Below are 26,435 nucleotides of genomic sequence, written 5' to 3' on the forward strand. Positions count from 1 at the left end.
TTCTCCTTGGTAGGTCAGACGGCTTCGCCGCCCAGATAGAGCTGACGAACCTGATCGTCAGCGAGGATGGTTTCCGCCGCGCCCGACAGCGCGACCTGCCCCAGCACCAGCACATAGGCGCGATCGGAGATGGCCAGCGCTTCGGTGGCGTTCTGCTCGACCAGCAGCACTGCAATGCCGGTCCGCTTGACGATCTCCACGATGGCGTCGAACACCTCCGTCAGCATCAGCGGCGACAGGCCGGCCGATGGCTCGTCCAGGAGCAGGTATCGCGGCGACGGCATCAGGGCGCGGGCCAGCGCCAGCACCTGACGTTCGCCGCCCGACATGGAAAAGGCCTTGTCCCGCAGCTTTCTCTTCAGCATCGGATACGCCGCCAGCAGTTCCTCCATGCGACGGCGACGGTCTGCGGCCGGCATGAAGGTGCCGCCGAGATCGAGATTCTCCCAGACGGTCAAGGAGCCGAAGACATTGTCGGACTGTGGCACGATGGCGATACCGCTCTGCCGAACGCGCCGATCCACGGACAGATCGCCGACCGGTCGGCCGTCGACGAAGACCTGTCCGGTACGGGCGCCGAGATAGCCTGCGGCGACCTTGAGGCTGGTCGACTTGCCCGAGCCGTTCGGCCCGATGATGGTGACGATCTCGCCGGGACTCGCTTTTAGCGAGAGGCCCCTGAGGATGTCCACGCCGGGAACGTAGCCCGCCCAGACGTCTGTCAGTTCGAGGGACATGATCAGGCCTCCACCGGAGCGGTCATACGCTTCGCGCCCCGGCCGAGATAGGCTTCCACCACTTCCCGGTTGTCGAGCAGTTCGGACGGCTTGCAGTTTGCGATGATCGTGCCACAGTCCAGCACGACACAGCGGTCGCACAGCTTGCCGATGAAACCCATATCGTGCTCGACTACCACCAGCGTCACGCCCTGCTTGCGGATCTCGTGGAGCGTGTCGACAAGCGTAAGCCTGAGGGCGGGATTGACACCCGCAGTCGGCTCGTCGAGCAGCAGCAGTTTCGCCCCACCCAGAACCGCCGCTCCCAGCGCCAGCAGTTTCTGCTGGCCACCCGAAAGCGCGGCGGCCGGCCGGTCGGCGACCGGACCGAGCGACAGCCTCTCGATCATGTCGAACACGCGCCGCCGGGCCGCGCGTTCTTCCTGACGCACCTTGCCGGGCTGCAGGAAGAGACTGAATACGCCGCTGCCGGAGGTCTGCTGGACGGAGGTCAGCAGCACCTCCGCGCAGCTCATCTTCGCCGGCATGCGCGGAAGCTGGAAAGTGCGGCGCATGCCAAGCTGGCTGATGCGATGCGGCGCCATCGCGCCAATCTCGCGGCCGTCATAGGAAATGCGGCCGCCGGAGGCCCGAAGGAAGCCCGAGACGATGTTGAGCAGCGTCGTCTTGCCCGAACCGTTCGGCCCCAGCAGGCCGACGATCTCGCCCTGCGCGACCTCGAGAGACACGTGCTTCAGCACCTCGAAGCCGCCAAAACTCTTGGAAACGCCCTCAGTTCTGAGCATCTATCTTCCGCAACCGCTCGGGGATCGCGCCTTCTGGACGGGTCATGAGGAAGGTGAGCAGGAGAATGCCGACGATCATCATTCTCAACGCGCCGGCGAGCTCGGACGGAAAGCCCAGCACGTCCTTCAGGAACAATGCGCCGACGAAGATGAACTGGACCACGAAGGCGCCGAGCAGGGCGCCCCAATGGTTGCCAATGCCGCCGATGATGACCATCGTCCAGATCAGGAACGTGCCGAACGGGATCAGGTCCCCGGGGCTGATATAGGCGATGTAGTAGGTCGACAGCGCGCCGCCGAGCGCCGCGATGCCCGCACCGATTGCCATGGCGCGGACCTTGCACCAGACGATATCGTGGCCGAACGAGACCGATAGGTCCGGCTGCTCGCGCAGCAGTCTCAGCATGCGGCCGAACTGCCCTTCCGTCAACCTGCTGGCGATGAAGAGGCAGACGAGCAGCGCGACGACGGCCAGCGCCAGGATAGCGAAGAGCTCCGTGCGCCCGGCAAGTCCGGGGAAAAGCCGAACCGGCGCACCGATGCCGCCGGCGCCGCCAGTTGCCCAACCTTCGTTGATGAGGACGATACGGAAGATTTCGGCGATGCCGAGCGTGGCGATCGCCCAGTATTCGGCGTCCAGATTGCGCCCCAGCCGGCCGATGAGCGCCCCTGCCGCAGCCGCCACGACGACGCCGATGGCGACGCCGACAGGCACCGGATAACCGGCGCTGGCGGAGATCGCGGCGGCATAGCCGCCGATCCCGTAGAACGCGATCTGGCCAAAATTCATCAGGCCGCTGACGCCGGCCTGAAGGTTCAGGCTGATGGCGACGATGCCGTAGAGGGCGGCGACGATCAGAACGTGAAGCAGGAAATCAGACACGTTTGCTCTCGCTGTGGAAAAGGCCGCGCGGCCTGAACATGAGCGTGATGACGAGCAGGCAGAAGCCGGCGGCCGGGCCGTAGGCGAGCGGCACGTAGAGGAAGGTCTCGCCTGCCAGCGGGCCGAAATTGATGTTGGTGACCAGCGTTTCGACGATCGCCAGCAGCAGCACGCCGAAGATCGCGCCGATCGGGCTGCCGAGACCGCCGACGATTGCCGCCGCGAAGACCGGCAGCAGCAGGTCCTGTCCGAGATTGAAATGAACCTGACTGCCGATCGCCAGCAGCGCACCGCCTATCGCCGCGAAGGCGCCGCCGAGAAAACCGATGATGTCGACGACGCGGCCCGAGGAGATGCCGCAGGCCCGCGCCAGATCCGGCTGCGCGGCGACGGCGCGCATGGAGCGGCCGAGATTGGTCTTGAACAGCAGGATCAGGAAGGCGATCACGACCAGCGCCGTGACCGCGAGGATGACGATCTGCGTCGTGGTGATGACCGCGCCCATGAACTGGTGCGGAACGTCGATCGGCAGATCGAAGCGTTCCGAACGCGTCCCGGCCACGGCCTGTATGCCCGAACGGATGATCATCGCCACGGCCAGCGAGCCGATCATGGCTATGACGGGCGAACTCCTGAGGAGTCTTGCGAAGGCGAAGCGGTGCAGCACCACCGCGATCACGCCGGTAAGCAGGGCGGACATGATCACGCACAGCCACAGCGGCAGAGCGAAGCCCGAGAGCACAAGTCCCAGAAACGCGCCGATGGTGGCATATTCCGTCTGCGCCATGTTCGGAAACCGGACCATGGCGTAGACGGTGCTGAGCCCGAGGGTGACCAGCATGAGGTCCCCTGCCCTGAGCAGCGAATCGACCAGAAACTGCATCATGAGGCCACCCTCCGCAACCGTCCGCGCGATCAGGCGCTGACGACCGAGCCGTCCTTCACGATCGCGCGAAGATAGTCCTGCACCGCGCGTTCATTGTCTCCGTCGAGCTTGATGAGGCCGGTCGCGCCCTGGAACTCCAGTTCGCGGGCCGCCGCCAGCACTGCGGCCGGATCGGTCGAATTCGCCTTGTTGATCGCCTCGGCGGACATGGCGACGGCATCGTAGAGATAGCCGTTGAAGGCCGAGCGGAAGGCTTCGCTGTACTTCTTGGTGTAGGCATCCTGATACCAGGCGCTGTCCGGACCGATGAAGTTGACTTCCGCGCCGAGCTGACCCTCGACCGTTTCCTTCGGCGCGTCGCTGATGCACATGGTGAGGTAGATGCCGAACCACGGCGTCTGCTTCTGGCCGAGTTCGAAGGCCTCGCGATTGATGATCGCCGCCTCCTGGCCGTAGGCCGAATAGACGTAGACGTCCGGCTGGAAGCGCGCGACCTGTTGCAACTCGCGGCGATAGGACGACTGGCCTTCGGTGTAGAGCAGCGTCTGCACGACCTCGCCGCCGGCGGCCTGGAAAGCCTTGGCGAACTCCGCGTTCATGCTCTCGCCATAGGCGTTGTTCGGCAGGATGATCGCGGCCTTGCCGAAGTTCTTGTCGCGCAGGGCGGTCGCGGTGAAGCGCGCCATCAGGTCGTCGAGGCCGATCACCGAGAAGGCGCTGCCACCGCCGGACTGGCGCAGCTTGACCGAGGACGAGCCGCAATTGACGTGCACAACGCCTTCGCGGGCCAGCGCCTCGCGCAGCGGCACGGTGATGCCGGAGGAATACTCGCCCATCACCACCTTGGCGCCGTCTACCGAAACGAGCTTTTTGGCGGCGTTGAGCGCGCTCTGCGCATTGCCGGCGGAATCCTCGATGATGACTTTGAGCTGCTTGCCGAGCACGCCGCCGGATGCGTTGATCTTCTCCACGGCGAGTTCGACGCCGCGGCGCTGGTCCTCGCCGATCGAAGCGCTGGCGCCGGTGAGCGGCAGCACGGCGCCGAACACCATCTCTTCGCCCTGGGCAAAAAGCGCCCTCGGCATGACGGTAGCGGCCAGAGCGCCCGTGGCGGTCGTGGCAATGAATTTACGTCTGGTGATGTTAGCCATTTCTGTCTCCCATTGGTGATCTGGCTGGTTTTGATTGCGCGGGCTGCGGCGCGTCTCAGCGCGCCTGCAGCGAAAACAGGTGTCCGCCACCGGCAATGATGTCGGTGACACCGGCAAGCCTCAGGCAGTGCCATGCGAGCGCATGGTCGCTCGATGTGACGGGCAGGCCGGCCGCGGCTTCGATCTCGTCGATCACCTCGGTCAGGCGCAGGCTGGTGCAGGATACGAAGACCGCATCGAGGGCGGCCCGGGCAGCGAGGTTCTTGATTCCTTCGACGATGGACTGCGGAGAAATCCGCGCCGCCTCGCGATCGTCGAGCTTGTCGAAGGTCCCGAAGGCAGCGACATTGACGCCGCGTCCTTCGAAGTACTTCCTGACAACTTCATTTACGGCAGGCGCATAGGGCGTCACGACACCGATACGTTTCGCGCCAAAGGCGTCGAAAGCCGCAAGTGCAGCCGTCACCGGCGTCGTGCAGGCGATGCCGGGCCGCGCTTTCCTGATCTGCTCGAAGACGAATTCCTCGCCGAGCGTCATCGTCGCCGAGGTGCAGCCGAATCCCACCACGTCGAGCGGCAGCCCCGGCAGGATCAGCTCCGTGCCCGGCGTGATGCGCGCGCCGATGGCTCGCAGCGTATCCGGCGTGATGTCGGCGTCGTTGAAGACGCGCGTGCAGTAGATGCCGACGCCGTCGAGCGGCAGCAGGCGGCGGAACTCGTGCTCCATCGTCTGGTCGGTCGCCAGCACCACGAGCCCGATCGCCGCACGCCGGGCGATGCCTTCATCCAGATCGCAAGGCAGAACGCCTGCGTCCAAGAAACTGGAGGGCTTGCCGGAATGAGCGGCCGATACGGTCATGTCGGGTTCCTCAATCGACGATGGATTCAAGCGCGAGCGCCGGCTTCCGGCCGGCGACCACATCCGCCAGGATGCGAGCCGAACCGTGCGACATCGTCCAGCCGATATGGCCATGACCGGTGTCGTAATAGAGATTGCGGTGGCGCTTTCGGCCGATGATCGGCAGGTTCGTGGGCGTCATCGGGCGCAGGCCGGCCCACATCTCCGCCCGGTCATGCCGCGCGCCGTCCGGATAGAGTTCGCGCGCGACGCCCGCCATGAACTCGAAATCCTTCGGCTTGTGGCTTTTGCTATAGCCGGAAATCTCCGCCGTCGCGGTGACGCGCACACGATCGCCGAAGGGCGAGATCGCGACGAGATTCTCCTCGTCCACGGAGCCGATGGTCGGCGGCGATTTGGCTCCGTCGACGGGGATTGTGAGGGAGTAACCCTTGACCGGATAGATGGGAAGAGAGACGCCGACGGTTCTCGCCAGAGCGCGGCTCCCGTTGCCCAGCGCCATCACATAGGCGTCGGCCTTGATGGTTCCCTTGTCGGTACGGACGCCACGGATCTCGTCCCCGGACGCTTCCATGGAGAGAACGCGTTCGCCTGTGCGAATCTCGGCGCCGTTCGCCGTGCAATACGCTGCAAGCGCGGTGGTGAACTTGTTGCAGTCGCCGGTCTCGTCGGTGGGGCAGTAGATCCCGCCGGCGATCTTGTGGCCGACCTGGGCCAGCGACGGCTCCAACGCCAGCACCTGCTTGCGGTCGAGCACTTCGATCTTCTGGCCGCTCCGCGCCAGGACCTGCATGTGGTCGATGCCTGCTTCGAGCCGGCCCTGCGTGCGATAGAAATAGAGGATGCCGCGGTCGACACGGTCGTAGCGGATGTCGAGCGCCGAGAGCGTCTCATGCAGGATGGATTGGGAATACGTCGCGAGGCGATGCTTGCGTATCGTGTTGTATTCAGACCTGCTTTTCGTGCATTGAGCAAGAAACTTGAGCGACCAGGTCCAGAGCGCCGGGTCTAGGGACGGTTTGAAGCGCAGCGACTGATCCCGCATCACGAGCGATTTCAGCAGGATCATCGGCGCGTGCGGCGACGACCAGGCAAAGGAGTGGCCGGGCGCCACCATGCCGGCATTGCCCCAGCTTGTCTCGATGCCTGCGGCCTCGTTCTGCTCGACAAGCACGATCTCATGCCCGTCCTTCAGCAGTTCGTAGGCAGCCGTCACTCCGACGACGCCGCCACCCATGACCAGAATTCGCATGTGGACCCTCAAGGCGAGATGGCGATTGCGATCCTCTTCGCACCATCGCCACTCAATTGTAATTCACTATTGTCGACAAAGTTGCGTTTTGATGTGCGTTTGTCAACCGGCTTTATTTAAGGTTCGAATTTTTCCGCTGTCGCAGCAGCGTCGCCCGTGCCCTCAATTGATCTCGAAGAGGCCGGCAGCGCCCATGCCGCCACCCACGCACATGGTGACGACGACGTGGCGGACGCCGCGGCGCTTACCCTCGATCAGCGCATGCCCGACCAATCGGGCTCCCGACATGCCGTATGGATGGCCGATGGAAATCGCGCCGCCATTGACGTTCAGCTTTTCGGGGTCGATGCCCAGTCGGTCGCGGCAGTAGACGACCTGCACCGCGAACGCCTCATTGAGTTCCCAAAGGCCGATGTCGTCGACCGTCAGCCCGTGCGCCTTAAGGAGCTTCGGCACCGCGAAGACCGGACCAATCCCCATCTCGTCCGGGTCGCAGCCCGCAACTGCAATGCCGCGATAAATGCCGAGCGGCTTAAGGCCGCGCCTTTCCGCCTCCCGCGCCTCCATGATGACGCTCGCCGACGCACCATCCGAGAGCTGCGAGGCATTGCCGGCGGTGATGTATCGGCCGGTCTCTATAGACTGCCCGCCGGAAAACACCGGCTTCAGGCTCGAAAGGCCTTCCAGCGTCGTATCGGCGCGATTGCCTTCGTCGCGCTCAAGCGTCGCCTCGATGCTCTTCTCCTCGCCCGTCGCCTTGTCCTTGACCCTCATGACGCTCTTCAGCGGCACGATCTCCGCGTTGAAGCGACCTTCGGCCTGCGCCCGCGCCGTGCGCTGCTGGGAGGACAGCCCGTACTCGTCCTGGACTTCGCGCGAAACGCCGTAGCGGGCGGCGACCACCTCGGCGGTTTCCAGCATCGACATGTAGATGTCGGGCCGGTGCGCGACCAGCCATGGGTCCTCGGACCGGTCAAGGTTCATCTTTGGCGTCTGCACCAGCGAAATGGACTCCACCCCGCCGCCGACAGTCACCGTCATGCCGTCATGCAGGATCTGCTTGGCCGCCGTGGCGATCGCCATCAGGCCCGAGGCGCACTGCCGGTCGATCGTCATCCCGGCAACACTGGTAGGCAGACCCGCACGCACCAGTGCCTGGCGCGCAACATTCATATGGGTTGATCCCTGCTGCAATGCGGCTCCCATGATGACGTCGTCCACTTCCGCCGGATCGACGCCCGCCCGCGCGACAGCGCTGGCGATCGCATGACCTGCCAGTTCCTGCGCCTGCGTATTGTTGAAAGCGCCGCGATACGCCTTCCCGATCGGCGTTCGCGCCGTCGATACGATCACTGCTTCTCTCATCTTTTCCTCCGTCCGGAACCGGCAAGCACTATCGAGTGTCCTTACTAAACTGTACAAATGTACAATTTTTGTCGACAGCCTACAAGGCCGGAGTTATATCGGCCATCGACCAGTTTCGGGAGGTTTGCATGTCGATGATCGTGGACCGGCGCGAGCTCGACTTTATCCTGTTCGAATTGCTCGACATCGAGCGCCTATGCCGCCATCGCCGCTACGCGGCTTACGATGCCGGCGCGGTGCGTCAGATGCTCGACACGGCGCAAGGAATCGCCGAGGAGCATTTCCTGCCGGCAGCTGCCGAGGTGGACGCCGACGAACCCCGCTTCGTCGACGGCAAGGTACTGATGCCCGCCGCGACCGGAGCGGCGTTGAGGGCCTACGCGCAGGCAGGCTTTTTCGCGCTGCCCTTCGCGGAGGATATCGGCGGACTGCAGGCTCCGTGGGTGCTCCACACCGCCGCCAGCGGCATGCTCGTCTGCGCCAACACGGCGGTGACGAACTACGCCTTTCTCACGATCGCGGCGGCCAACCTCCTCAACGCGTTCGGATCGGAGGAACTGAAGGCCCGCTTCCTGCCTCCGATGCTCGAAGGCCGCTGGTTCGGCACCATGTGCCTGTCGGAGCCGCAGGCCGGTTCTTCGCTTGCCGATATCCGGACGATCGCAACGCCCGGCGATGACGGTCTCTACCGTATCCGCGGCAGCAAGATGTGGATCTCCGGCGGAGAGCACGACATCTCGGACAACATCGTCCACATGGTGCTGGCCAGGATTCCGGACAATCCCGCCGGCAGCAAGGGCATCTCTCTTTTCCTCGTACCCAAGCGTCGCCTTGAGGAGGACGGTTCCGCCTGCCGCACGAACAACATCGCGCTTGCCGGCCTCAACCACAAGATGGGGCAGCGCGGCACCACCAACTGCCTGCTCAATTTCGGCGAAAGTGGAGAAACGCTCGGCTATCTCATCGGCGAGCCGCATCGCGGCCTCGAATATATGTTCCATATGATGAACGAGGCGCGCATCGGGGTTGGCCACGCTTCAGTGATGGCGGCGCTCGGCGGCTATCTCTATGCGTCGGATTACGCGAGGACGCGCGCGCAGGGTCGTCCGATCGACCAGAAGGACCCGCTCGCACCGCAAGTGCCGATCATCGAGCATGCCGACATCCGCCGCATGCTGATGGCGCAGAAGGCGGCGGTGGAAGGCGCCCAGGCGCTGTGCCTTTACGCGGCGACGCTGGTCGACGAACTGGCGATCGTGGATGATGCCGAGGAAGCCGTCTGGCTTCGCGCGCTTCTTGGCCTGCTGACACCCGTGGTCAAATCCTGGCCTTCGGAACATTGCCTGGAAGCCAACAAATGGGCGATGCAGGTGCTCGGCGGCTACGGCTATACGCGGGACTATCCGCTGGAACGCCTCTATCGCGACAACCGCCTCAATCACATCCATGAAGGCACGTTCGGCATACAGGGCATCGACCTGTTGGGCCGCAAGGTCGGCGGCGACAAGGGCCGCACGATGCGGCGCTTCATAGCCTTGATGCGCGAGACCGGGGAGACGGCGAGCCGCATCGAACGCCTGTCGGAAGACGCCGCAAGGATGGCCGAATGCATCGATGCTCTCTCCGAAACGACCGACGCGCTGCTCGGTTGCGGCGACCCGGCTATCCGGCTCGCCAACGCCACCGTTTATCTCGATGCGTTCGGCCATGTCGTCATCGGCTGGATGTGGGTCCGGCAGGCCATCGCCGCCGCGAACGCGCTTCGGATTGGAACCGGGGCAGAAGACCCGTTCTACGAAGCAAAACTGGCGACCTGCCAGTATTTCATCCGCTACGAGCTGCCACTGGCGGTCACGCGCCTGAAGCTGTGCGCCGCACTGGATACCACCTGCCTCGACGCGCCGCCGACGATGTTCGGCAGCGGCTAGGCTTGGAGTCGAAGCTGAGTTATCCAGTGTGCCGATGGAGATCTCAGGCCCAGCCGATAGCATGCGCGACCGCGGAGCGCCGAAGCGCGCCGCGCAGGAAAGAGCGCTCAGGACGCGCCGAAAAATCGCGGAAGGCGCGATTCAGGTGCTCGCGGCGCGCGGGGTCTCAGGCCTGACCCATAGGGCCGTAGCCAAGGAAGCCGGTGTCAGCCTCGCGGCAACGACCTATCACTTTGAGACCAAGCAGGACATCCTCGCCGAAACGTCGCGCATGCTGATGGAAGGCTATCTGGAAGCCTTCCGGCGGCTGGAAAGACGCGTGCGGGCCGGCGAAGAGACCGCGATCCGCTCCATGGACGATCTCGTCGAGCGCGTGGTGGGCAACGCGCTTGGCCGCGAAAGGACGCGTTCGCTCGCCTGGTGCGAATTGATGCTGCATGGCGGGCGGCACTCCGACGGACGCGCTCTCGCCCAGCGCTGGTATGCGGAACTGGACGCGATCTGGGATGAGATCGCCGACATACTGCCCAGCCGCTCACCGCTCCGGCCGGGCGCCGCGATCGACATCGTCGTCGGTTTCAGCATCCTTTTGCATCCGCTGATGCTGGAAGCCGGGACAGTCTCCGACCTGCTGCATGGAACCATTGCTCTCGACCAGTTGAAGGAAGCCAGGACGGACGTCGAGCCCGGCACGCCCTCGCTCGACACGCTTCGCCCGCGACAGATCGAGACACGTGGGCGGCTGATCGAGGCGGCGATCGAAGTGCTTGTCGCCGAAGGGACAGCCGCTGTCTCTCATGCCGCCGTGGCCGAACGGGCCGGCATGGTGCGCAGCGGTCCGGGCTATTATTTCCCCACCATCGAGGGGCTGCTGCGCGCCGCGCAGACCGCGCTGTTCGAGCGGGCCAAGTCCCGCTATCGCGCCGGCATCGGCGCGACGACGGCGACAAAGATAGACGCAGCCCGTCTTGCCGATCTCACCACCACGATTTTCTTTCGCGAACTGCTTGAATTCGCCCGCGAGAATGTCGGCTACTATTCGGTCTGGATGAGCGCGGCGCAGAACGCGCAACTCCGCCCGACAGTCAGAAGCGCCCTGCTGGACCAGCACCACGCCTGGGCGAGACGCCTGAAGACTGTGCATCACGGTGCGGTGCCCCATGCCGCGCCATTGCGCTTGCAGGCGCTTTTCGTCGGCAAGCTGATCCGCGGCATTGCCGGCCAGCCTGACAACATGGATCTTTCGCGCTCCCGCGAGGATTTTGCCGCTGCGATTGGCGAAGCCATGGCGCTATCGAACCGATAAACTGTACATACGTACAAATTCACTTGTCATGCTGCATTGTGAAGCCTATTCACGCGGCATGCGATCCATGAACCGGAGGCCGTCATGCTTGATACCGCATCGCTCTTTTCGCTCGACGGGCGCATCGCGCTCGTCACCGGCGGGTCACGCGGCATCGGCAGGATGATCGCGGAAGGTTTTCTGTCGCAGGGCGCGCGCGTCTATATCTCCGCGCGCAAGGCCGACCAATGCGACGCAGCCGCGAGGGAAATGGGGCCGAACTGCTTCGCGCTTCCCGCCGACGTTTCGACGGTGGAAGGCGCGCAGGCGCTCGCCGCGGCATTCACCGCACGCGAACCGGCCCTCGACATCCTTGTCAACAATGCCGGCGCGGCCTGGGGTTCGGACTTCGAGACCTTCCCCGAGGCCGGCTGGGACAAGGTATTCAACATCAACGTCAAGGCTCCCTTCTTCCTCACGCAGGCGCTGTATCCCGCGCTCAAGGCCAGCGCCCGGCCAGCCCGACCGGCAAAGGTCATCTCCATCGGCTCCGTCGACGGCCTGCGCGTCAGCCCTTGGGAAACCTACAGCTACCAGGCGTCGAAGGCCGCGATCCACCATCTGGTGCGTAGGATGGCGGCGCGGCTGATCCGCGACAATATCGTCGCCACGGCCATCGCGCCGGGCGCCTTCCCGTCTGACATGAACCGGGCGGCCCGCGACCATGGCGAGGACTATGTGGTTTCCATACCGGCGGGCCGCGTCGGACGCCCGGAGGACATGGCGGCGGCGGCGATCTATCTGGCCAGTCGTGCAGGGGATTACGTGGTCGGCGAGGTGCTGACCGTCGATGGCGGCGTCGTGCACGCCTGTCCGCCCGATATGGTCGATCCGTGACGGGCATCCGCCAACTTCACACGCAGCGCGACAGGAATTGAGAAGCGGAATGATCGATCTTTCGGGAAGGGTGGCAATCGTCACCGGGGCAGGCTGCGGCCTCGGCCGCGAGCACGCGCTGCTGCTGGCAGCGCGCGGCGCCAAGGTCGTCGTCAACGATCTTTCGGAAGCGCCCGCCGACACGGTGGCAGAGGAAATCCGCAAGGCCGGTAGCGAGGCGATGGCAGCCGCCGCGTCGGTGACCGATTTCGATGCGATGCAGGCGATGGTCGCGAAGGCGCTGGAGCGATGGTCGCGAGTCGACATTCTGGTCAACAATGCCGGCATCCTGCGCGACAGGACCTTCGCCAAGATGGACCTCGCGGATTTCCGGATGGTTGTCGACATACATCTCATGGGTTCGGTGAACTGCACAAAGGCGGTCTGGGACCATATGCGGGCGCAGAATTATGGACGGATCGTCATGACGGCATCGTCGTCGGGCCTTTACGGCAATTTCGGTCAGTCCAATTACGGCGCGGCCAAGATGGCCCTGGTCGGCCTGATGCAGACGCTCGCGCTGGAGGGCGCACGCAACAACATCCGGGTGAACTGTGTCGCGCCCACTGCGGCCACGCAGATGCTTGAAGGTCTTCTGCCGAAGGCCGAACTGGACCTGCTGCGGCCTGCATGCGTCAGTCCGGCGGTGCTCGCCCTCGTGCGTGAGGATGCGCCGACGCGCACGATCCTCTGCGCGGGCGCGGGCGCGTTCGAGACCGCGAATATCACGCTGACCCCCGGAATATTCCTCGGGGAAGGTGCGGAGGTGGCGGACGTGATCGTCCAACGGTGGGATGAGATTTCCGACCGCCATGGCGAGATCGTGCCGGGTTCGGGCGAGCAGCAGGGACGGCTCGAACTTGCCAATGCCGGCTATAGGCGCGCGCCGAATGGCTGATACAGGCATTCGCGAGGTGACAAGCGCTACGACCGGCCTCGTCGGCTATGCTGCGCGGATCGGCGAGGAGATCGGGGTTTCCAACTGGATCGAGATCGACCAGTCCCGCATCGACTCCTTCGCCGAAACGACGCTCGATGGCCAGTATATCCACGTCGATCCGGAACGCGCTGCGTCCGGGCCTTTCGGCGGCACGATCGCGCACGGCTTTCTGACTTTGTCGCTGCTCAGCCGCATGTCTTTCGACGCCCTCCCCGCGATCGGGGATGCGAAGATGGGCGTCAACTACGGCATGAACAGTCTACGCTTTCTGACGCCGGTAAAATCCGGGCAGCGCGTGCGCGGACGCTTTCTGCTGCGCGACATAGCGCGCAAGGACGAGAACCGTGTCCTGATCACCTACGACGCCACTGTCGAGATCGAGGGAGCCGTGAAACCCGCGCTCGTCGCCGAATGGCTTATAATGACGATATTATGAGCCGGCTATAGATCGGCATCTGAAGTCGAGGCGGCTCTCGCTCGCTCGGTCTTGTGGGCGAGACCAGCACCCATAATCAGTTCATGCTCATGCGGCGGCAGCGTGCGGAGCTTTGGTTCCAGCAGCGTATCTTCGAACCCGACGAATTCGAGCGCCGGACTGAAATCCGAGCCCCAGTGGAGATTTTGCGGTCCGAAGGTCTCGAAGAGCAGATCGACGAAAGGTTCCGCGAACCGATGCGGGGGAACGGGATCGACGGCATAGAGACCGGAGATCTTTACGCCGACATTTGGCAGATGCGCCAGACGCAGGAGCGGATCGAGCCTTCGCCTTGCTTCTGATGGTGCGGGAATCCGCTCGCAGCGGCCCGGCAGGCCGAGATGCGAGAACAGGAATTCGCAACGGTGAAACTGCTCGATCAAGGGCTGCAATGCGGCGATCGCTTCCGGCCGCGCGTTCAGCGAGATGATAGCCCCGCTGCGCTCAAGCCGCTCCCACATTACGCGCGGCCATGCTAGCAAGGCCTCCGCCGCTCGCACGTCCGGCAGATAGACAGCGATTCCGCAATGACCGGCGGCGATCTGTGCCTCAATGGCCCCGAACGATGGGACCGGGTCCGGCTGCAGGAAGGCGACGCTCGCGATCCATGGCCGCGTCGTTGCCAGTTCGCGCACATAGGCGTTGTTGTCCGGATCGATGCCGTCCGCCTCGTAGCAGACCACCAGGCCGGCCTCTATCCCGTACCGTGCCATCAGCCGCTCATAGGCGTCCACTTCCGACATGCCGCGAAGGATCGGCACGCCCTGCGAAGGACCAAAACCGTGGCGGAACAGATGGAGATGCGCGTCGGCGATCATTCCCGTCCGTCCAGCGTGTCCAGGATCATCTCTGCGGCGAGCAGGCCGTGCAACGCGTCATGCGGGGTGACGGGCGCCTGAGAAATGCCCGCGCGGATTCCCGACAGGAAAGTTTCAAGCTCGGTCCGGAGCGGATCGTCGTCCGCGGCGAGTTCGATCCGCCGGTGAGCCCTGCCGAAAACATCGATATGGCTAGCGGCCGACAGTTCGGCACTGCCGTCGGCGCCGACGATCTCGACCCGGTCGGGCGGGCACTCAATACCGGGATGCAGCCAGGCCGTGGAGAGCTGCCAGGTCGCACCGCCGGTACTTTCAAGCTGCGCCACCGTCAGCGAGCGGGCAGTCGCGCGCGGCCGCCGCGTCGCCCTTGCGGAAGCCGCGGTGCCGCCGTCGAACCAGAGGGCGAGATCGATGTCGTGGATCATGGTCATCAGCACCGGATCGATGTCGGTGTAGCGTTCAGCATGGCTGGCGTCGCGGTATCGGCGCGAGCGGAAATGCAGGATTTCACCGATTTCGCCGGCGGCGAGAATGTCGCGCAATCGCCGGTGGCCGTCCGAGAAGCGCAGAATGTGCCCGGGCTGCAGGAAGGCTGAGCTTCGCGCTGCGAGCGCTTCCAGTTCGCGCATCGTCGCCGCGTCCGGCGTCACCGGCTTCTCGACCAGCACCGGAATGCCACGCTCCAGCGCGGCGCCCGCAAGCGGCGCATGCGCCTCGGCCGGCGTGGCGACGACGATCCCGTCCGGCGCGAAGCGATCGAGAAGCGCAAATGCGTCCACGTCACGGTCGGAGAGCCGGAACATGCCGCCGAGACGCGCCAGTTCCGCCTCGCGCGTTTCCGCGACGGCGAGTTGCATCCCGCCGATGGCGGTGAGCGTTTTCAGATGCTCCTTGCCGAACGCGCCGCCGCCCGCGACCATGATCCTCATGGACCGGCGCCTTCCGCGCCCGCGCCGCAGATCAGCGCGCAGACATGCCGGCTTCCGGAAAACACCGGGTGCCCGCTCTGGAGCGCCGCTATGGACGCCGCCCCGGAAAGATCGGCGGCGATGCCGAACTCGAACCACAGCCATTGCGATGCCGCGAGCATGGCGTCGTCGGAGACGAGCACGACATCCTCGATGTTGCGTCTGGCGATTTCGAACAGACGTTCGTCGGTACGGCGGCAGCTCATGGTCGGGACGCGGCTGGTGATTTCCGGCAGCGTGACGACATGGCCGGCTTCAAGGCTCGCCTTGATCGTCGGCGAACCGGTCGGTTCTACCGCGATCACCCTGACATCCGGCCGCCGCGCCTTGATCGCGGTGGAAAGGCCGGAGATCAGCCCGCCGCCACCGATCGCTACCACGATCGTGTCGAAATCCGCGATCTGGTCGAGGATTTCGAGCCCCAGCGTTCCTTGCCCCGCGACGACGAGCGGATCGGCGAACGGATGAAAATAGGCCGCACCGGTCGTACGGACATGGTCGAGCGCCGCTTCGTTGGAGACGCTCCAGTCGGAGCCGACGATACGCACATCGGCATTCCAGCGGCGCATCTTCTCCACCTTGGCCGGCGATACGTTTTCGGGCACGTAGATGACTGCCGGAACGCCGGCCACACTCGCCGTACGCGCCACCGCGAGACCGTGATTGCCGCCGGATGCCGTAACGATGCCGTTGCGGATCTCCCCCTTCGACGCGCCGAGCAGCCGGTTCATGGCGCCCCGCGCCTTGAACGATCCCGTGACCTGATTGAGCTCCAGCTTCATCGTCACGCGCGCGGCCGACGGGAGCGGATCGCGAGCGAGCAGCGCCTCCATCACCGGCGTGCGCCGCACATAGGGAGTGATGCGTTCGCGCGCGGCCTCGATATCGGAAATGCCGATCATGCCCGTCCGCTGTACGGCGAGGCCACGACCACGCAGCAATTGCCCGGCGAGACGCGACCGGGATGACGGCGGCCATAGACGATGCCGTCCACGCCATAGTGCAGCGTGATCGGCTGGGAGGTCAGATCCCAGATGCGGTGGATGCGGCCGGCGGGCTGACCCGCCGATACCTGCGTGCCGTTGACATGGAAAGGCTCGAACACGCCCTCGACCGGCGCGTAGACATAGGCAGGCGGACCGGCAAGTTCGAGCACAGGACGCTCGGCGGCGGGGGCAGGGGGCGCAACAGACTCCAGCACGCCGAGATGGGCGAGCACGTTGCGGACGCCCCGCCGGCAGATTTCGAGCGCGTCGAGCGAGACGGTGCCGCAACCGCGCATCTCCGTGCCGACCGTCACCAATCCCGTAGCGCAGGCTGTGGCTGTCGCCGTGCGCTTGTCGCCGAGGTTGGAGATCACGACGTTGTAAGGCGCGTCGAAGGCCTGGACGGCGGCGACGTTGCGGCGATGCAGATCAGGATCATTCGTCGGCTCAATGATGGCGCTGGGCAGGATGTCGAGCGAAGAGCCGCCGGAATGCAGGTCGAGAAAGGCGTCGGCGATCGGAAAGATGCGGTGCGCGACATAGGCGGCGATCTGCTCGGTGATGGAACCCATCGCATCGCCGGGCCAGACCCGGTTGAAGTTAAGCCCGTCGACCGGCGAGGTGCGCATGGCGGCAAGAACGGCATGAACATTGTTGGCAGGCATCAGGATCAACCGGCCCTGCACAGCGCCGGGATCGAGCTCGCGCGCCAGTTCGCCGATGGCGATAGGCCCTTCATATTCGTCGCCATGGTTGCCGCCCTCGATGACGACGGTCGGGCCTTCGCCATTGGCGATGACGGCGATCGGCACCTGCGTGACGCCCCAAGCGTCGCCATGCGGCGAGTGGGGGATGTTGACGAAGCCGAGTTGCCGCCCCGGTCTGTCGAAATCGACAGTGGTGAAGGCGTTTCCGGTATAGGTTTCGGCGGTCTTGAGCATGCAGCCTGTCTTTTCTTCCTTGGCGGCCATTTCCTACCGGCCGCGGATGATCTTGATGTCTCGTTCGAGCGATACGGCTTCGGCGGCATCGACAGCGCCGAAGCGGAAGGAGGTCCGGAACGCTTCTCCCGGCCGCACCCACACGACCTGCCCCCTGGCCATGGCGGCGGCAAGCCCGTCGGGCGCGGCAGTGGCGGGCAGGACCAACCCCAACGCGTCCTTGTCGGAGCCTCGCACCATCCAGCGCACCGCATAGGGCAGTTCGTCGGCGCGCCAGCTGACGAAATCGGCCGAACCATCCGGATGTTTCTGCAGCGCATGCGCCCAGCCGTCGCTATCCGAAGCCGCAGTCATGGTGAGCACCAGTTCCGGCATCACCGGGACGCCCGGCCTGATCTCGCGGTGCGAGGAAGGATCGGCAGCGATGGCGCGATGATAGGCGACGATGGCCGCGTCCTCGTCGTCGCGCAGCTTCGGCTGCCGCACGTCCGCGTCCGTGCGGTCGTCGCGCACGGTATCCACCAATATCGCGCCGTCGACCGGGCGGAGATTGATATGGGCGAGGTAGAGGAAAGGCAGCGGATTTCCGCCGATGTTCTCCACGTCCACGAAGACTTCCAGCACCGTTGAATTCTCGCGGATACGGACACGTGGCCGGGAAAGGAAATTGTGGTGGAAGTCCAGCGTGTCGCGGGCGTTGCCGGTCAAGTCGACGAAATAGCCGGCATCATCTTCGCCGAAGACGAGTTCGGCGTCGGTGTAGGGCAGATTGGGCAGTTCGCCGTGCAGCGGGTGCGTGTCGCCCGGCCCCGGATTGCCCATGGAGGTCCCGCCGCAGTGCAGGAACAGCGCGCCATAGGTCCTGAAATACTCCCGTGTCGGATAGGGCTGGTCGAACATGGTGCGCATGGTGAGGCTGCGCCCCGCATACACCGCATCCCATATCTGCTGGCCCTGGAACGGCAGGAGCGTGACCGTCCCGGCGCCATTCCCGACGCGCAGGCCTGCGACGCCTGACGGATAGCGGAAGGCCGTGGCGGCCAGCGCGCCTAGCGCTGCTACGCGCTTCTCGCGCTCGCCGAAAAGCGCTGGGTCCAGCGTAACGGACACCTGACGGTTGGTCATGGACATTCCTCTTTCTCGACCTTTCACTTTCGCGCCGGGCGCGGCACCGCATTGGCTTCGAGCTTGTGCCCCATGCGTTTCAGCAATGCTGCAGAAGCCTTGCGTATCTCGGCATAGATGCCGCTTTCATCGAGTGCTGGAAAGCGCCCCTCATCGAGAACAATCCTGCCGTCGATGATGACGGTATGCACCGACTTGGAGCGTGAGGCATAGAAGAGGTTACGGATCATGTTGGTGGTCGGCACCATTTCCGGCCTGTCGAGCGTATGGATGACGATATCGGCGCGCTTCCCCGGTTCCAGCGAACCGATACGATCTTCGAGCCCCACCGCCCGCGCGCCGCCACGCGTCGCCATGTAGATGCCATCCTCGGCGATCAGGTAGGTGCGGTCCATGTGCACGTCCCGCACGGCCATCACCGCGAGATTTGCCTGACGCCAGAGGTCGAAATCGTTCGACCAGTTGGGCGAATCGGAGCCGAGGGCAATATTCGCGCCACGCCGCCAGAGTTCGGCGTGACGGCCGTGCAGCGAACTTCCATGCCCCCACATCATCGAGGCGGCCGGCGCCCAGGCGATCGACGTGCCCCGCTCTATCAGCGCGTCGCATTCCGCATCGGTCAGGTGATTGCCATGGCCGAAGGTGACGTTGCGGTCGAGGAAACCCGTCTCGAAAAGGTGGACAAGCGGATCCTTGCCGAAGCGGCGGCGGTCGGCTTCCGTATCGGCGGGGCTGTAGGACTGATGGATATTGAGCGTCACGCCGGCGCTGTCGGCGCAAGCCTTCGCTTCCATCATCAGTTCCTCGCTGGCCGTGCCGAGGCCCAACACCGCAACATGCCCCGTCACCAACGCGTCGGGATCGGCGTTGCGTTTCAGTTCCGTGCCGAGAACAGCCAGCGCCTCGGCGCGTGTCTTCGGCGCACGGCGAAGTTCGGTGTGCAGACGCGCCTGCGCGGCACAGGTGGCGCAACCATCGCCGGCTTCCTTGCCCTGCGCAAAACCCTGCGGCTGGTCCCAGATGAAGGCATCTCCGATGACGGCACGCACGCCGACCTGTTTAGCCGCGCGGGCCGCCATCTCGGGCGTCAGAACGGTGCCGGCTTCCATGAAGCAGGTGGTGCCGTTCCTCACCATCTCCATGCAGGCGAGCAGCACGGACAGATATTCGTCCTCGTCGGTGACGTTGTTGTAGAAATGGCCCTCGAACGTGTCGAAGGCGTCGCTCTCCACGAGATGGTCGGGCAGTGCTCCTCGATACAGGTGGAACGAGGCGTGGAGGTGGCATTCGATGAAGCCCGGATGCACCGGCGCTCCGTGTGCGTCGATGCTGTGCGCGGCCGAATAGCGCGCGCCGATTTCGGCGTCGTCGCCCACGGCGAGGATGCGGCCCTTGCCGTCAACGGCGACTGCGCCGTGCTCGAAAATGGTGGCGGCATCGTCCATGGTGATGACGTAGCCGTTGCGGATCACCAGTTCCGCCTTTTCCCGTGGAGCGTTCATTCCTCGTCCTCCCGCAAAAGGGTGGCGGCGCTCTTCGCCCATTCGAGCGTCACGCGTTCGCCCGGTGCTAATCCTTCGATTTCCTCGTCGCGAAGCTCGGCCCAGAGGATCGCACCGGACGCCGGGCGCGCACCGACACGGACGCTGTTCCCCTGATAGACAAGTTCCTCGACAACACCCATGACGCTCGATCCCGGCGTTGCGGCGTGCTCGCCGCGCCTCAGACGGATAGCTTCAGGCCGCAGCGACAATGCCGCACGCTGGCCCTCCCGCAACGGCGTTTCGGGCCTTGTCGCGAAGAAGACGCCGCTGTCCGCCTTCAGCAGGACGCGCTCTGCTTCCAATGCCGCGATCTCTCCGCGCAGGAGATTCGTCGCGCCGATGAAATCCGAAACGAAAATGGAATTTGGCCGCCGGTAGATATCGCGCGGCGCGTCGTACTGGACGATCCGGCCCCGGTTCATGATGGCGATGCGATCCGACATGACCAGAGCCTCCGTCTGGTCATGGGTGACGAAGACGAAGGTCGCGCCGAGACGCTTCTGGATGGCGCGCAGTTCGAGCTGCATCTGCTGGCGCAGCTTCAGGTCGAGCGCCGAAAGCGGCTCGTCGAGCAGGAGCACGCGCGGCTCGGCGGCAAGCGCGCGGGCCAGCGCCACACGCTGCGCCTGCCCGCCGGAAAGCTGCGACGGCTCGCGCTCCCCGAAACCTTCGAGCCGCACCAGCGCCAGCATCTCGTCGACGCGGGCGCTTATGCGGGCGCGCTCCCAGCCTTTGAGCCGAAGCGCATAGCCGATGTTTTCGCGAACGGTCATATGCGGAAAGAGCGCGCCGCGCTGGAAGACAAGGTTGGTCGGCCTGCGTTCCGGCGGTCGACTGGTGACGTCGTCTCCATAGATGCGCACCGCGCCGGTCGTTGGCTGCTCGAAGCCGGCAATAATCCTGAGCAGCGTCGACTTCCCGCAGCCGCTGGCGCCCAGCAGCGATACGAACTCGCCTTCGGCCACACTGAAATCAACGCGTTCCAGGGCGGTGACCTGGCCGAACTGCTTGCGGACTCCGGCGATATCGACGGCAGCTGTGTTCACGAAGCCTTCTTCCGGTTGAGGATGTTGGAAGCGATGACGAGACAGGCGAGCAGCGCGAACAGCATGGTCGCGATGGCGTTGATGGACGGGTCGATGCCGCGCCGCATCAGGCCCCAGACCAGCACCGGCAGACTCTGCTGATTGCCGATGTTGAACCAAGTCACGACAAACTCGTCCAGTGACAGGGCTGCGGCCAGCAACGCCGCGCCGATGACCGACGGGCGGATCAGCGGGAAGGTGATGTCACGGAACGCCCGCCACGGCGAAGCGCCGAGATCGCGCGCTGCCTCCAGCGTGCTGAAGTCGAAATTCTCGAGCCGCGCGTTCATGGTGAGCACCACGAAGGGCAGGCTGACGAGGATGTGGCCGAAGGCGGTGTTGAGCAGACCCTGCGGCATGCCGAGCGCGCGGAAGAATACGGCGAGCGAGATGCCGATGACGAGCAGCGGCACGATCGCCGGCAGCAGGCTGGCAGACAGCAATGCGGCGCGCAAGCGAGGCTGCTTCAGCGCCACCAGCCCGAAGGCGAAGGCGCAGCCGAACAGGCCCGAAAATACCGCCGACACCAGAGCGAGGATCAGGCTGTTCGTAAGCGCCGTCGTCATCAGCGGATTGGAGAACGCGTTGGCGTACCAGGAGAGCGTCAGCCCCTCGATCGGCATGCTGAGACGCGGCGAGGTGGTGACCGAGAAGAGCACGATCACCGCGATCGGAGCGTAGAGATAGGTGAGCACCAGCGCGACGAAGCCGGCTGGCACAAGCCGCTTCAGCCTCACCATCGCGTCACCCAGCGGATGAGCCGCACGACGGCGAGATAGGCGATGAGCATCACCGCGACGACGACGAAGGCCATGGCCGCGCCGAGCGGCCAGTTGGACCCGATGCCACGGAACTGGTCGGCGACGATGTTTCCGATCAGGAGGCTCTGCGAACCGCCGACGAGGCTCGGCGTGACGAAGTCACCGGCGGCCAGCAGAAAGGCGAAGGCGAAGGCGGTCCGCAGGCCCGGCATCGCCATCGGCACAAGCACGGTGCGCAACACATGCAGGCGCCCTGCGCCGAGGTCGCGCGCCGCCTCCAGATGATCGCGCGGCACGTTGAGCAGGGCCGAGTAAAGCGGCAGAACGGCCAGCGGCAGCAAGAGGCCGCTGAGCGTGATCACCACCGCTATATTGCTGTAGATGAGGAACTCCAGCGGTTCATCGATGACGCCGAGCCACATCAGCGTGGAATTCAGCAACCCCTGTTTGCCCAGGATGGTGCGCCAGGCATAGATGCGCACCAGATAGCCGCTGAACAGGGAGAGCAGGACGATCTGCAGGATCAATTGCCCCCGCCGCTCGAAGACGAAGCGCATGCAGCAGGCGAGCGCGAAGGCCGCCGGCACCACGATCAGCGTGGTGACGAAAGCCACGCCGATGGTGCGCAGCATCAGCGCCTGATAGAGCGGCGAGGTGAAGATCTTCACGTAGTTGGCAAACGTGAAGCCGGGGATGAGCGTAAAGCCTTTCGCCGTCCAGAAACTGATGACGAAGAGACAGAGCATCGGCACGGCGAAGAAGACGACGTAGAACGCGCCCGCGGGGAGCAGCGGCCCCAGCGGGCGGCGAGCGCCGCCCATCGATGCAGTCGTTGCATCCGCCATGATCGTCAGCCGAAACCTCGTTCGAAGCGGGCCGCCGCGTCTTTGGAAGAGCGGCGGCCTGAAAGCGTCACGACGCCTTGAAGGTCTGCCAGGTTTCCACCCAGGCAGGAGCGCCGACGACGTCGCCGTCCGGCTCCTGCGGCGGGACGACGATCTGGGTGCCAAGGATGCCGCCGCCGGGCTGGCGCACATTGTCATAGGGGAACATGTTGCGGATGTCCTCCTTCATCAGGTCGTACGCAGCTTCCACCGTGCAGCCCGAGGCGAGTTCGGCGGCGAGCGCCGCATTCGACTCCGGCTTCGTCATGAAATCGATGAAGGCGTAGGCATTGTCGATGTTGGGCGCATCGACCGCGATGGCGTAAGCGTCCGACCAGAAGAAGGTTCCGTCGACGGACGGTGAGCCGACTACCAGTTCCACGCCCTTTTCCTTGGCGATCATCACCTGATAGGCCCAGCCGCCGATGCCGATGGAAGCATCGCCGCGCACCAGCACGTCGGCCATGTCGCCATGCGAGGAACCCACGGTGACGACGTTGGGCTTCACCTTGAGCATCGCGTCCAGAACCTGCTGGAGTTGGTCCGCGGTGAGGCGGTTGGGCTCCGGCATGTCGAGCGATTTCGCCCACAGCCAGATATTGCCGAACGGATCGTCGAGGAGAACCAGCTCGCCCTTGTACTTCGGATCGGCGAAGTCGGTATACTTCGCCGGCATCGCGTCCCACTTCTTCGGGTTAAAGACGCAGGGCTCGTCGCCCCAGATGATCGGGATGCCGTAGGTCTTGCCGTCCTTGACCAGCCACGGCGCGTCCTTGAAGGCAGGCCAGAGACCGGCGGCGGTCGGAATGCGGCTGAGGTCGAGCGGCTGGAAGAGTTCGGTGTTAGATTTCAGGATTGCGGTCTGGAAATCCTTGTTGGGCGTCAGGATGTCCATCGCGCCGCGCCCGCCTGTGTTGAAGCGCGTCAGCGCCTCGTCGGCCGCCGACTGGAAGGAGGCGTTCATCTTGATGTTGTTGGATTCCAGGAACGACTTGGCGACGTTGCCGCCATGCTCGCCGTCCCAGCCGAGAAAATTCAACTCGCCGCCGAGCTTGGCCTGCGCCGAGGCTTCGCCCGGGAGCCCGAGCACGGTGAGCGCCGAAAGTCCGGCTGCCCCCTGCAGAAGGCGGCGACGGCTGACGTCGGCGTTGAGCTTGGCGTCGAGAAACATGCGCAATCTGTCGTCCACGATCGTTCTCCTCTCGGGCCTGTCGGGCAGCCCGCTGCGTTTATCGTTCCCCTGCACCGGCCAACGCCGGCAGCGATTGTGATTAGGGATCGTTTCGTATATGAAGTCAAGTATCACTGATGAAACTACAAGTAAGGCAGCCGGAATGGATCAGCCCGCCGTCGAAGACCGTGCCGGCTACTCGGCGCCCGCGCTCGAAAAAGGCCTCGACATCCTCGAACTGCTGGCCGCCGAGGGCGAGCCGATGAGCGCCCGCCAGATCGGGGAGAGGCTCGGACGGTCGAAGAGCGAGATCTTCCGCATGGTCTATGTGCTGGTGGAACGCGGTTATCTGCACCGCGACGCCGCGACGGACCAATTGGCGTTAAGCAACAGGCTGTTCGAACTCGGCATGCGCACGCCGCGCTCGCGCACGCTGGTGGAGGTGGCGCTGCCGGTGATGGAACGGCTCAGCAAGTCCGTCGGCCACGCCAGCCATCTTGTCGTGGTCGCCCGCGGGGAAACGGTGGTGATCGCCAATGCCGCGCCACAGGCGGAATTCAATTTCTCGCTGCAGCTCGGCTATGGCAACGCCGCGATCGAGGCGTTGTCCGGCCAGACCATCATCGCCTTCCAACCGCCGCAGCAGCGCCGGGCCATGATCGAGGAAGGGTTGAAACTCGCCGACGGCAAGCAATTGCCGGACGATCTCGAAGGCCAGCTCGACAGGATCGCCTCAGGCGGGTCGATCGTCGCGCCGAGCCATTTCCTCGTCGGCGTCATCGACATATGCGCACCGGTCCTGGATCGAGGCGGCAGGGCTATCGCCAGCATCGTCGTGCCGTGCCTGCAGCAGATCGGCCGTCATGAGGATTTCGGGGCAGTCCGCGATCACGTCGTGGCAGCCTGCCGCGAAATCTCCGACGCGCTGCTGGTCTGAACGGTTTGCGATCCCGCTGGACTGCTTCAATGTTTGGATGACATGCCGGCGCGAAGCAGCATGCCGAACAGGTCGCGCGGCTCGTGGGGATCGGCCAGCATGTCGAGTTCCTGATAGAGGCCTGTCTTCAGCAACTGATCGCGCACGTAGCACAGCGCCGAGAAATCCTCGACGGCGAAACCGACGGAATCGAACAAGGTGATCTGCCTCGCGCTGTGGCGTCCCGGCGCGCTGCCTGCGATCACCTGCCAGAGCTCGGTCACCGGATAATCCTGAGGCAGCTGCTGTATCTCGCCTTCGATGCGTGTCTGCGGCGGATACTCCACGAAGATGTCGGAACGCATGAGGATGTCGCGATGCAGTTCGGTCTTGCCGGGACAGTCGCCACCGACGGCATTTATATGGACGCCGGAGCCGACCATGTTGTCGGTAAGGATGGTGGCGTATTGCTTGTCGGCCGTCACGGTCGTGATGATGTCCACGCCTTCGACCGCCTCCTGCGTCGATCTGCAGACGGTCATGTCGAACCCGAGACCGGAAAGATTTCGGACGCATTTCTCGCTGGCCGAACCGTCTATGTCATAGAGACGGATGCGATCCACGCCGAGCAGCGCCTTGAAAGCCAGCGCCTGGAATTCGGCCTGCGCGCCGTTGCCGATGATCGCCATCGTATCCGCGTCCGGCCGGGCGAGGTGCTTCGCCGCGACGGCGGAGGTCGCGGCGGTGCGCAATGCCGTGAGGATCGTCATTTCCGACAGCAGCGCCGGATAACCGGTATGAACGTCCGCCAGCATGCCGAAAGCGGTGACGGTCTGGCGGCCGTCTCGCGTGTTCTTCGGATGACCGTTGACATATTTGAAGCCGTAGACGTTGCCGTCGCTCGTCGGCATCAGCTCGATGACGCCTTCGGCACTGTGCGAGGCGATGCGCGGCGTCTTGTCGAATGCGGGCCAGCGACGGAAGTCGGCCTCGATGTAGCCGGCGAGTTCGCGCAGGAAACGCTCGACGCCGACCTGCAACACCAGTTGCATCATGTGGTCGACGCTGACGAAAGGCACGACGTTCAGATTTGCGATCATGCGCGTTGCTCTCCGTCGGAAGGATCGATCGTCCGATGCGCATTGTGCCGACGCATCATCCCGGCAAGCCGCGGATCGTCGCTTTCGAGAGCATCGATGGCCGCGGCGGTGTCGTAGATCCGTTCGTCCTGCCCCATCTTGAATTTCGCTTCGAGCCGGTTGATCGGCATGTCGAAGCCGAGAATGTGCGGCATGCGCCGCTCCATGCCGCCCGGCCCAAGCTCCCGCATTCGCCAGCGGTCGGGCCGATCCTTCTCCAGCACGTCCACGAGTTGCAGCAGATGACGCGCCGTCATCTGATCGTTCAGGGCCACCGGTTTGCCGTGGCAGTGGGCGACGGCGAAGTTCCACGTCGGCGCGCTGTCGCGAACGGGATTGCGCGGATACCACGAGGAGGAGATATAGCCGTGCGGACCGTGGAAGACGGCGACCGTTTCCCGGCCTTCCGCGATCAGGATGCTGTGCGGGTTGGCCCGGGCGAGATGGGAGACGAGCGTTCCGTTCTCGCCGCGTGCGCGATTCAGCGTGAAAGGCAGGTGCGAGACGACCAGGCCGGCCGGGCCGGTCGTCACCACCGTGGCGAAGGCCGCGCTCTCGATCAGGTCAAAAACCTCGTCGCGCGAGAGCGGCGCGAATTCCGGCTTGGAATACATG

General features: G+C 64.6%; 26 protein-coding genes. 6 read left to right on the top strand and 20 right to left on the bottom strand.

All coding sequences use genetic code 11. From position 1 onward, the window contains the following. Positions 1 to 14: 14 nt before the first annotated feature. The 8 genes from M9955_05780 to M9955_05815 all read right to left on the bottom strand — a co-directional run bounded on the left by M9955_05780 (position 15) and on the right by M9955_05815 (position 7,918). The gene (locus tag M9955_05780; GenBank protein MCO5081154.1) at positions 15 to 737 is read right to left on the bottom strand and encodes an ABC transporter ATP-binding protein; all 723 of its coding nucleotides are present in this window, start codon (positions 735 to 737) and stop codon (positions 15 to 17) included. Between the two features lie 2 nt (positions 738 to 739). Then, positions 740 to 1,522: an ABC transporter ATP-binding protein gene (locus tag M9955_05785; GenBank protein MCO5081155.1), complete on the bottom strand. Its 783-nt coding sequence runs from the start codon at positions 1,520 to 1,522 to the stop codon at positions 740 to 742. Further along, a complete protein-coding gene (locus tag M9955_05790) occupies positions 1,509 to 2,405 on the bottom strand; it encodes a branched-chain amino acid ABC transporter permease (protein MCO5081156.1) in 897 nt (298 codons plus the stop codon). Before M9955_05790 ends, M9955_05785 begins: the two co-directional genes overlap by 14 nt. Beyond that, complete coding sequence (locus M9955_05795) at positions 2,398 to 3,291, bottom strand: branched-chain amino acid ABC transporter permease (protein ID MCO5081157.1); 894 nt, start codon at positions 3,289 to 3,291, stop codon at positions 2,398 to 2,400. Before M9955_05795 ends, M9955_05790 begins: the two co-directional genes overlap by 8 nt. A 29-nt stretch (positions 3,292 to 3,320) precedes the next feature. After that, positions 3,321 to 4,442 (bottom strand): ABC transporter substrate-binding protein, encoded by a 1,122-nt coding sequence (locus M9955_05800; GenBank protein MCO5081158.1) that lies wholly within the window; start codon positions 4,440 to 4,442, stop codon positions 3,321 to 3,323. Between the two features lie 55 nt (positions 4,443 to 4,497). After that, positions 4,498 to 5,301, bottom strand: a complete 804-nt coding sequence (locus M9955_05805) for an aspartate/glutamate racemase family protein (GenBank protein MCO5081159.1) — start codon at positions 5,299 to 5,301, stop codon at positions 4,498 to 4,500. A gap of 10 nt (positions 5,302 to 5,311) precedes the next feature. Then, a complete protein-coding gene (locus tag M9955_05810; protein MCO5081160.1) occupies positions 5,312 to 6,553 on the bottom strand; it encodes a D-amino acid dehydrogenase in 1,242 nt (413 codons plus the stop codon). A gap of 162 nt (positions 6,554 to 6,715) precedes the next feature. Beyond that, entirely contained in the window at positions 6,716 to 7,918 is a 1,203-nt protein-coding gene (locus M9955_05815) for an acetyl-CoA C-acyltransferase (GenBank protein MCO5081161.1), read from the bottom strand. A gap of 128 nt (positions 7,919 to 8,046) precedes the next feature. Here M9955_05815 and M9955_05820 point away from each other — a divergent pair, with 128 nt between their 5' ends. The 5 genes from M9955_05820 (at position 8,047) to M9955_05840 (ending at position 13,443) form a co-directional block, all read left to right on the top strand. Beyond that, positions 8,047 to 9,846 (top strand): acyl-CoA dehydrogenase, encoded by a 1,800-nt coding sequence (locus M9955_05820; GenBank protein MCO5081162.1) that lies wholly within the window; start codon positions 8,047 to 8,049, stop codon positions 9,844 to 9,846. A gap of 61 nt (positions 9,847 to 9,907) precedes the next feature. After that, positions 9,908 to 11,152 carry a TetR family transcriptional regulator gene (locus M9955_05825; GenBank protein ID MCO5081163.1) on the top strand — a complete coding sequence of 415 codons (1,245 nt, stop codon included), beginning with the start codon at positions 9,908 to 9,910 and terminating at the stop codon, positions 11,150 to 11,152. 84 nt (positions 11,153 to 11,236) lie between these two features. After that, positions 11,237 to 12,028, top strand: coding sequence for an SDR family oxidoreductase (locus M9955_05830; GenBank protein MCO5081164.1), 792 nt, complete (start codon positions 11,237 to 11,239; stop codon positions 12,026 to 12,028). Positions 12,029 to 12,077: 49 nt separating this feature from the next. Then, on the top strand, positions 12,078 to 12,965 hold the full coding sequence (locus tag M9955_05835; protein ID MCO5081165.1) for an SDR family NAD(P)-dependent oxidoreductase: 888 nt from the start codon (positions 12,078 to 12,080) through the stop codon (positions 12,963 to 12,965). Further along, positions 12,958 to 13,443: a MaoC family dehydratase gene (locus M9955_05840; protein ID MCO5081166.1), complete on the top strand. Its 486-nt coding sequence runs from the start codon at positions 12,958 to 12,960 to the stop codon at positions 13,441 to 13,443. The genes M9955_05835 and M9955_05840 overlap by 8 nt, the downstream gene beginning before the upstream one ends. A gap of 5 nt (positions 13,444 to 13,448) precedes the next feature. Here M9955_05840 and M9955_05845 read toward each other — a convergent pair whose 3' ends face one another. From M9955_05845 to M9955_05890, 10 genes are all read right to left on the bottom strand, one after another. Then, entirely contained in the window at positions 13,449 to 14,300 is an 852-nt protein-coding gene (locus M9955_05845; protein MCO5081167.1) for an amidohydrolase family protein, read from the bottom strand. Then, positions 14,297 to 15,229 (bottom strand): Gfo/Idh/MocA family oxidoreductase, encoded by a 933-nt coding sequence (locus M9955_05850; GenBank protein MCO5081168.1) that lies wholly within the window; start codon positions 15,227 to 15,229, stop codon positions 14,297 to 14,299. The genes M9955_05845 and M9955_05850 overlap by 4 nt, the downstream gene beginning before the upstream one ends. Then, positions 15,226 to 16,170, bottom strand: a complete 945-nt coding sequence (locus M9955_05855; GenBank protein ID MCO5081169.1) for a threonine/serine dehydratase — start codon at positions 16,168 to 16,170, stop codon at positions 15,226 to 15,228. Before M9955_05855 ends, M9955_05850 begins: the two co-directional genes overlap by 4 nt. Then, complete coding sequence (locus M9955_05860; GenBank protein ID MCO5081170.1) at positions 16,167 to 17,195, bottom strand: succinylglutamate desuccinylase/aspartoacylase family protein; 1,029 nt, start codon at positions 17,193 to 17,195, stop codon at positions 16,167 to 16,169. The genes M9955_05855 and M9955_05860 overlap by 4 nt, the downstream gene beginning before the upstream one ends. Before the next feature lie 33 nt (positions 17,196 to 17,228). Further along, complete coding sequence (locus tag M9955_05865) at positions 17,229 to 18,320, bottom strand: DUF4432 family protein (GenBank protein MCO5081171.1); 1,092 nt, start codon at positions 18,318 to 18,320, stop codon at positions 17,229 to 17,231. 23 nt (positions 18,321 to 18,343) lie between these two features. Next, complete coding sequence (locus tag M9955_05870) at positions 18,344 to 19,822, bottom strand: amidohydrolase family protein (GenBank protein MCO5081172.1); 1,479 nt, start codon at positions 19,820 to 19,822, stop codon at positions 18,344 to 18,346. Beyond that, a complete protein-coding gene (locus M9955_05875; protein MCO5081173.1) occupies positions 19,819 to 20,910 on the bottom strand; it encodes an ABC transporter ATP-binding protein in 1,092 nt (363 codons plus the stop codon). The genes M9955_05870 and M9955_05875 overlap by 4 nt, the downstream gene beginning before the upstream one ends. Beyond that, positions 20,907 to 21,689 (bottom strand): ABC transporter permease, encoded by a 783-nt coding sequence (locus tag M9955_05880; GenBank protein ID MCO5081174.1) that lies wholly within the window; start codon positions 21,687 to 21,689, stop codon positions 20,907 to 20,909. Before M9955_05880 ends, M9955_05875 begins: the two co-directional genes overlap by 4 nt. Next, positions 21,683 to 22,555 carry an ABC transporter permease gene (locus tag M9955_05885; GenBank protein ID MCO5081175.1) on the bottom strand — a complete coding sequence of 291 codons (873 nt, stop codon included), beginning with the start codon at positions 22,553 to 22,555 and terminating at the stop codon, positions 21,683 to 21,685. Before M9955_05885 ends, M9955_05880 begins: the two co-directional genes overlap by 7 nt. 67 nt (positions 22,556 to 22,622) lie before the next feature. Beyond that, a complete protein-coding gene (locus tag M9955_05890) occupies positions 22,623 to 23,783 on the bottom strand; it encodes an extracellular solute-binding protein (protein ID MCO5081176.1) in 1,161 nt (386 codons plus the stop codon). A 145-nt stretch (positions 23,784 to 23,928) separates the two neighbouring features. Here M9955_05890 and M9955_05895 point away from each other — a divergent pair, with 145 nt between their 5' ends. Next, positions 23,929 to 24,702 carry a helix-turn-helix domain-containing protein gene (locus tag M9955_05895; protein ID MCO5081177.1) on the top strand — a complete coding sequence of 258 codons (774 nt, stop codon included), beginning with the start codon at positions 23,929 to 23,931 and terminating at the stop codon, positions 24,700 to 24,702. Between the two features lie 26 nt (positions 24,703 to 24,728). Here the strand turns inward: M9955_05895 and M9955_05900 are convergent, their stop codons facing one another. Next, positions 24,729 to 25,781, bottom strand: coding sequence for an ornithine cyclodeaminase (locus M9955_05900; protein MCO5081178.1), 1,053 nt, complete (start codon positions 25,779 to 25,781; stop codon positions 24,729 to 24,731). Further along, positions 25,778 to 26,434 (bottom strand): FMN-binding negative transcriptional regulator, encoded by a 657-nt coding sequence (locus M9955_05905; protein MCO5081179.1) that lies wholly within the window; start codon positions 26,432 to 26,434, stop codon positions 25,778 to 25,780. The genes M9955_05900 and M9955_05905 overlap by 4 nt, the downstream gene beginning before the upstream one ends. Between the last annotated feature and the right edge of the window lies 1 nt (position 26,435).

The organism is Rhizobiaceae bacterium, assembly GCA_023953845.1.
Classification (GTDB): domain Bacteria; phylum Pseudomonadota; class Alphaproteobacteria; order Rhizobiales; family Rhizobiaceae; genus Arvimicrobium.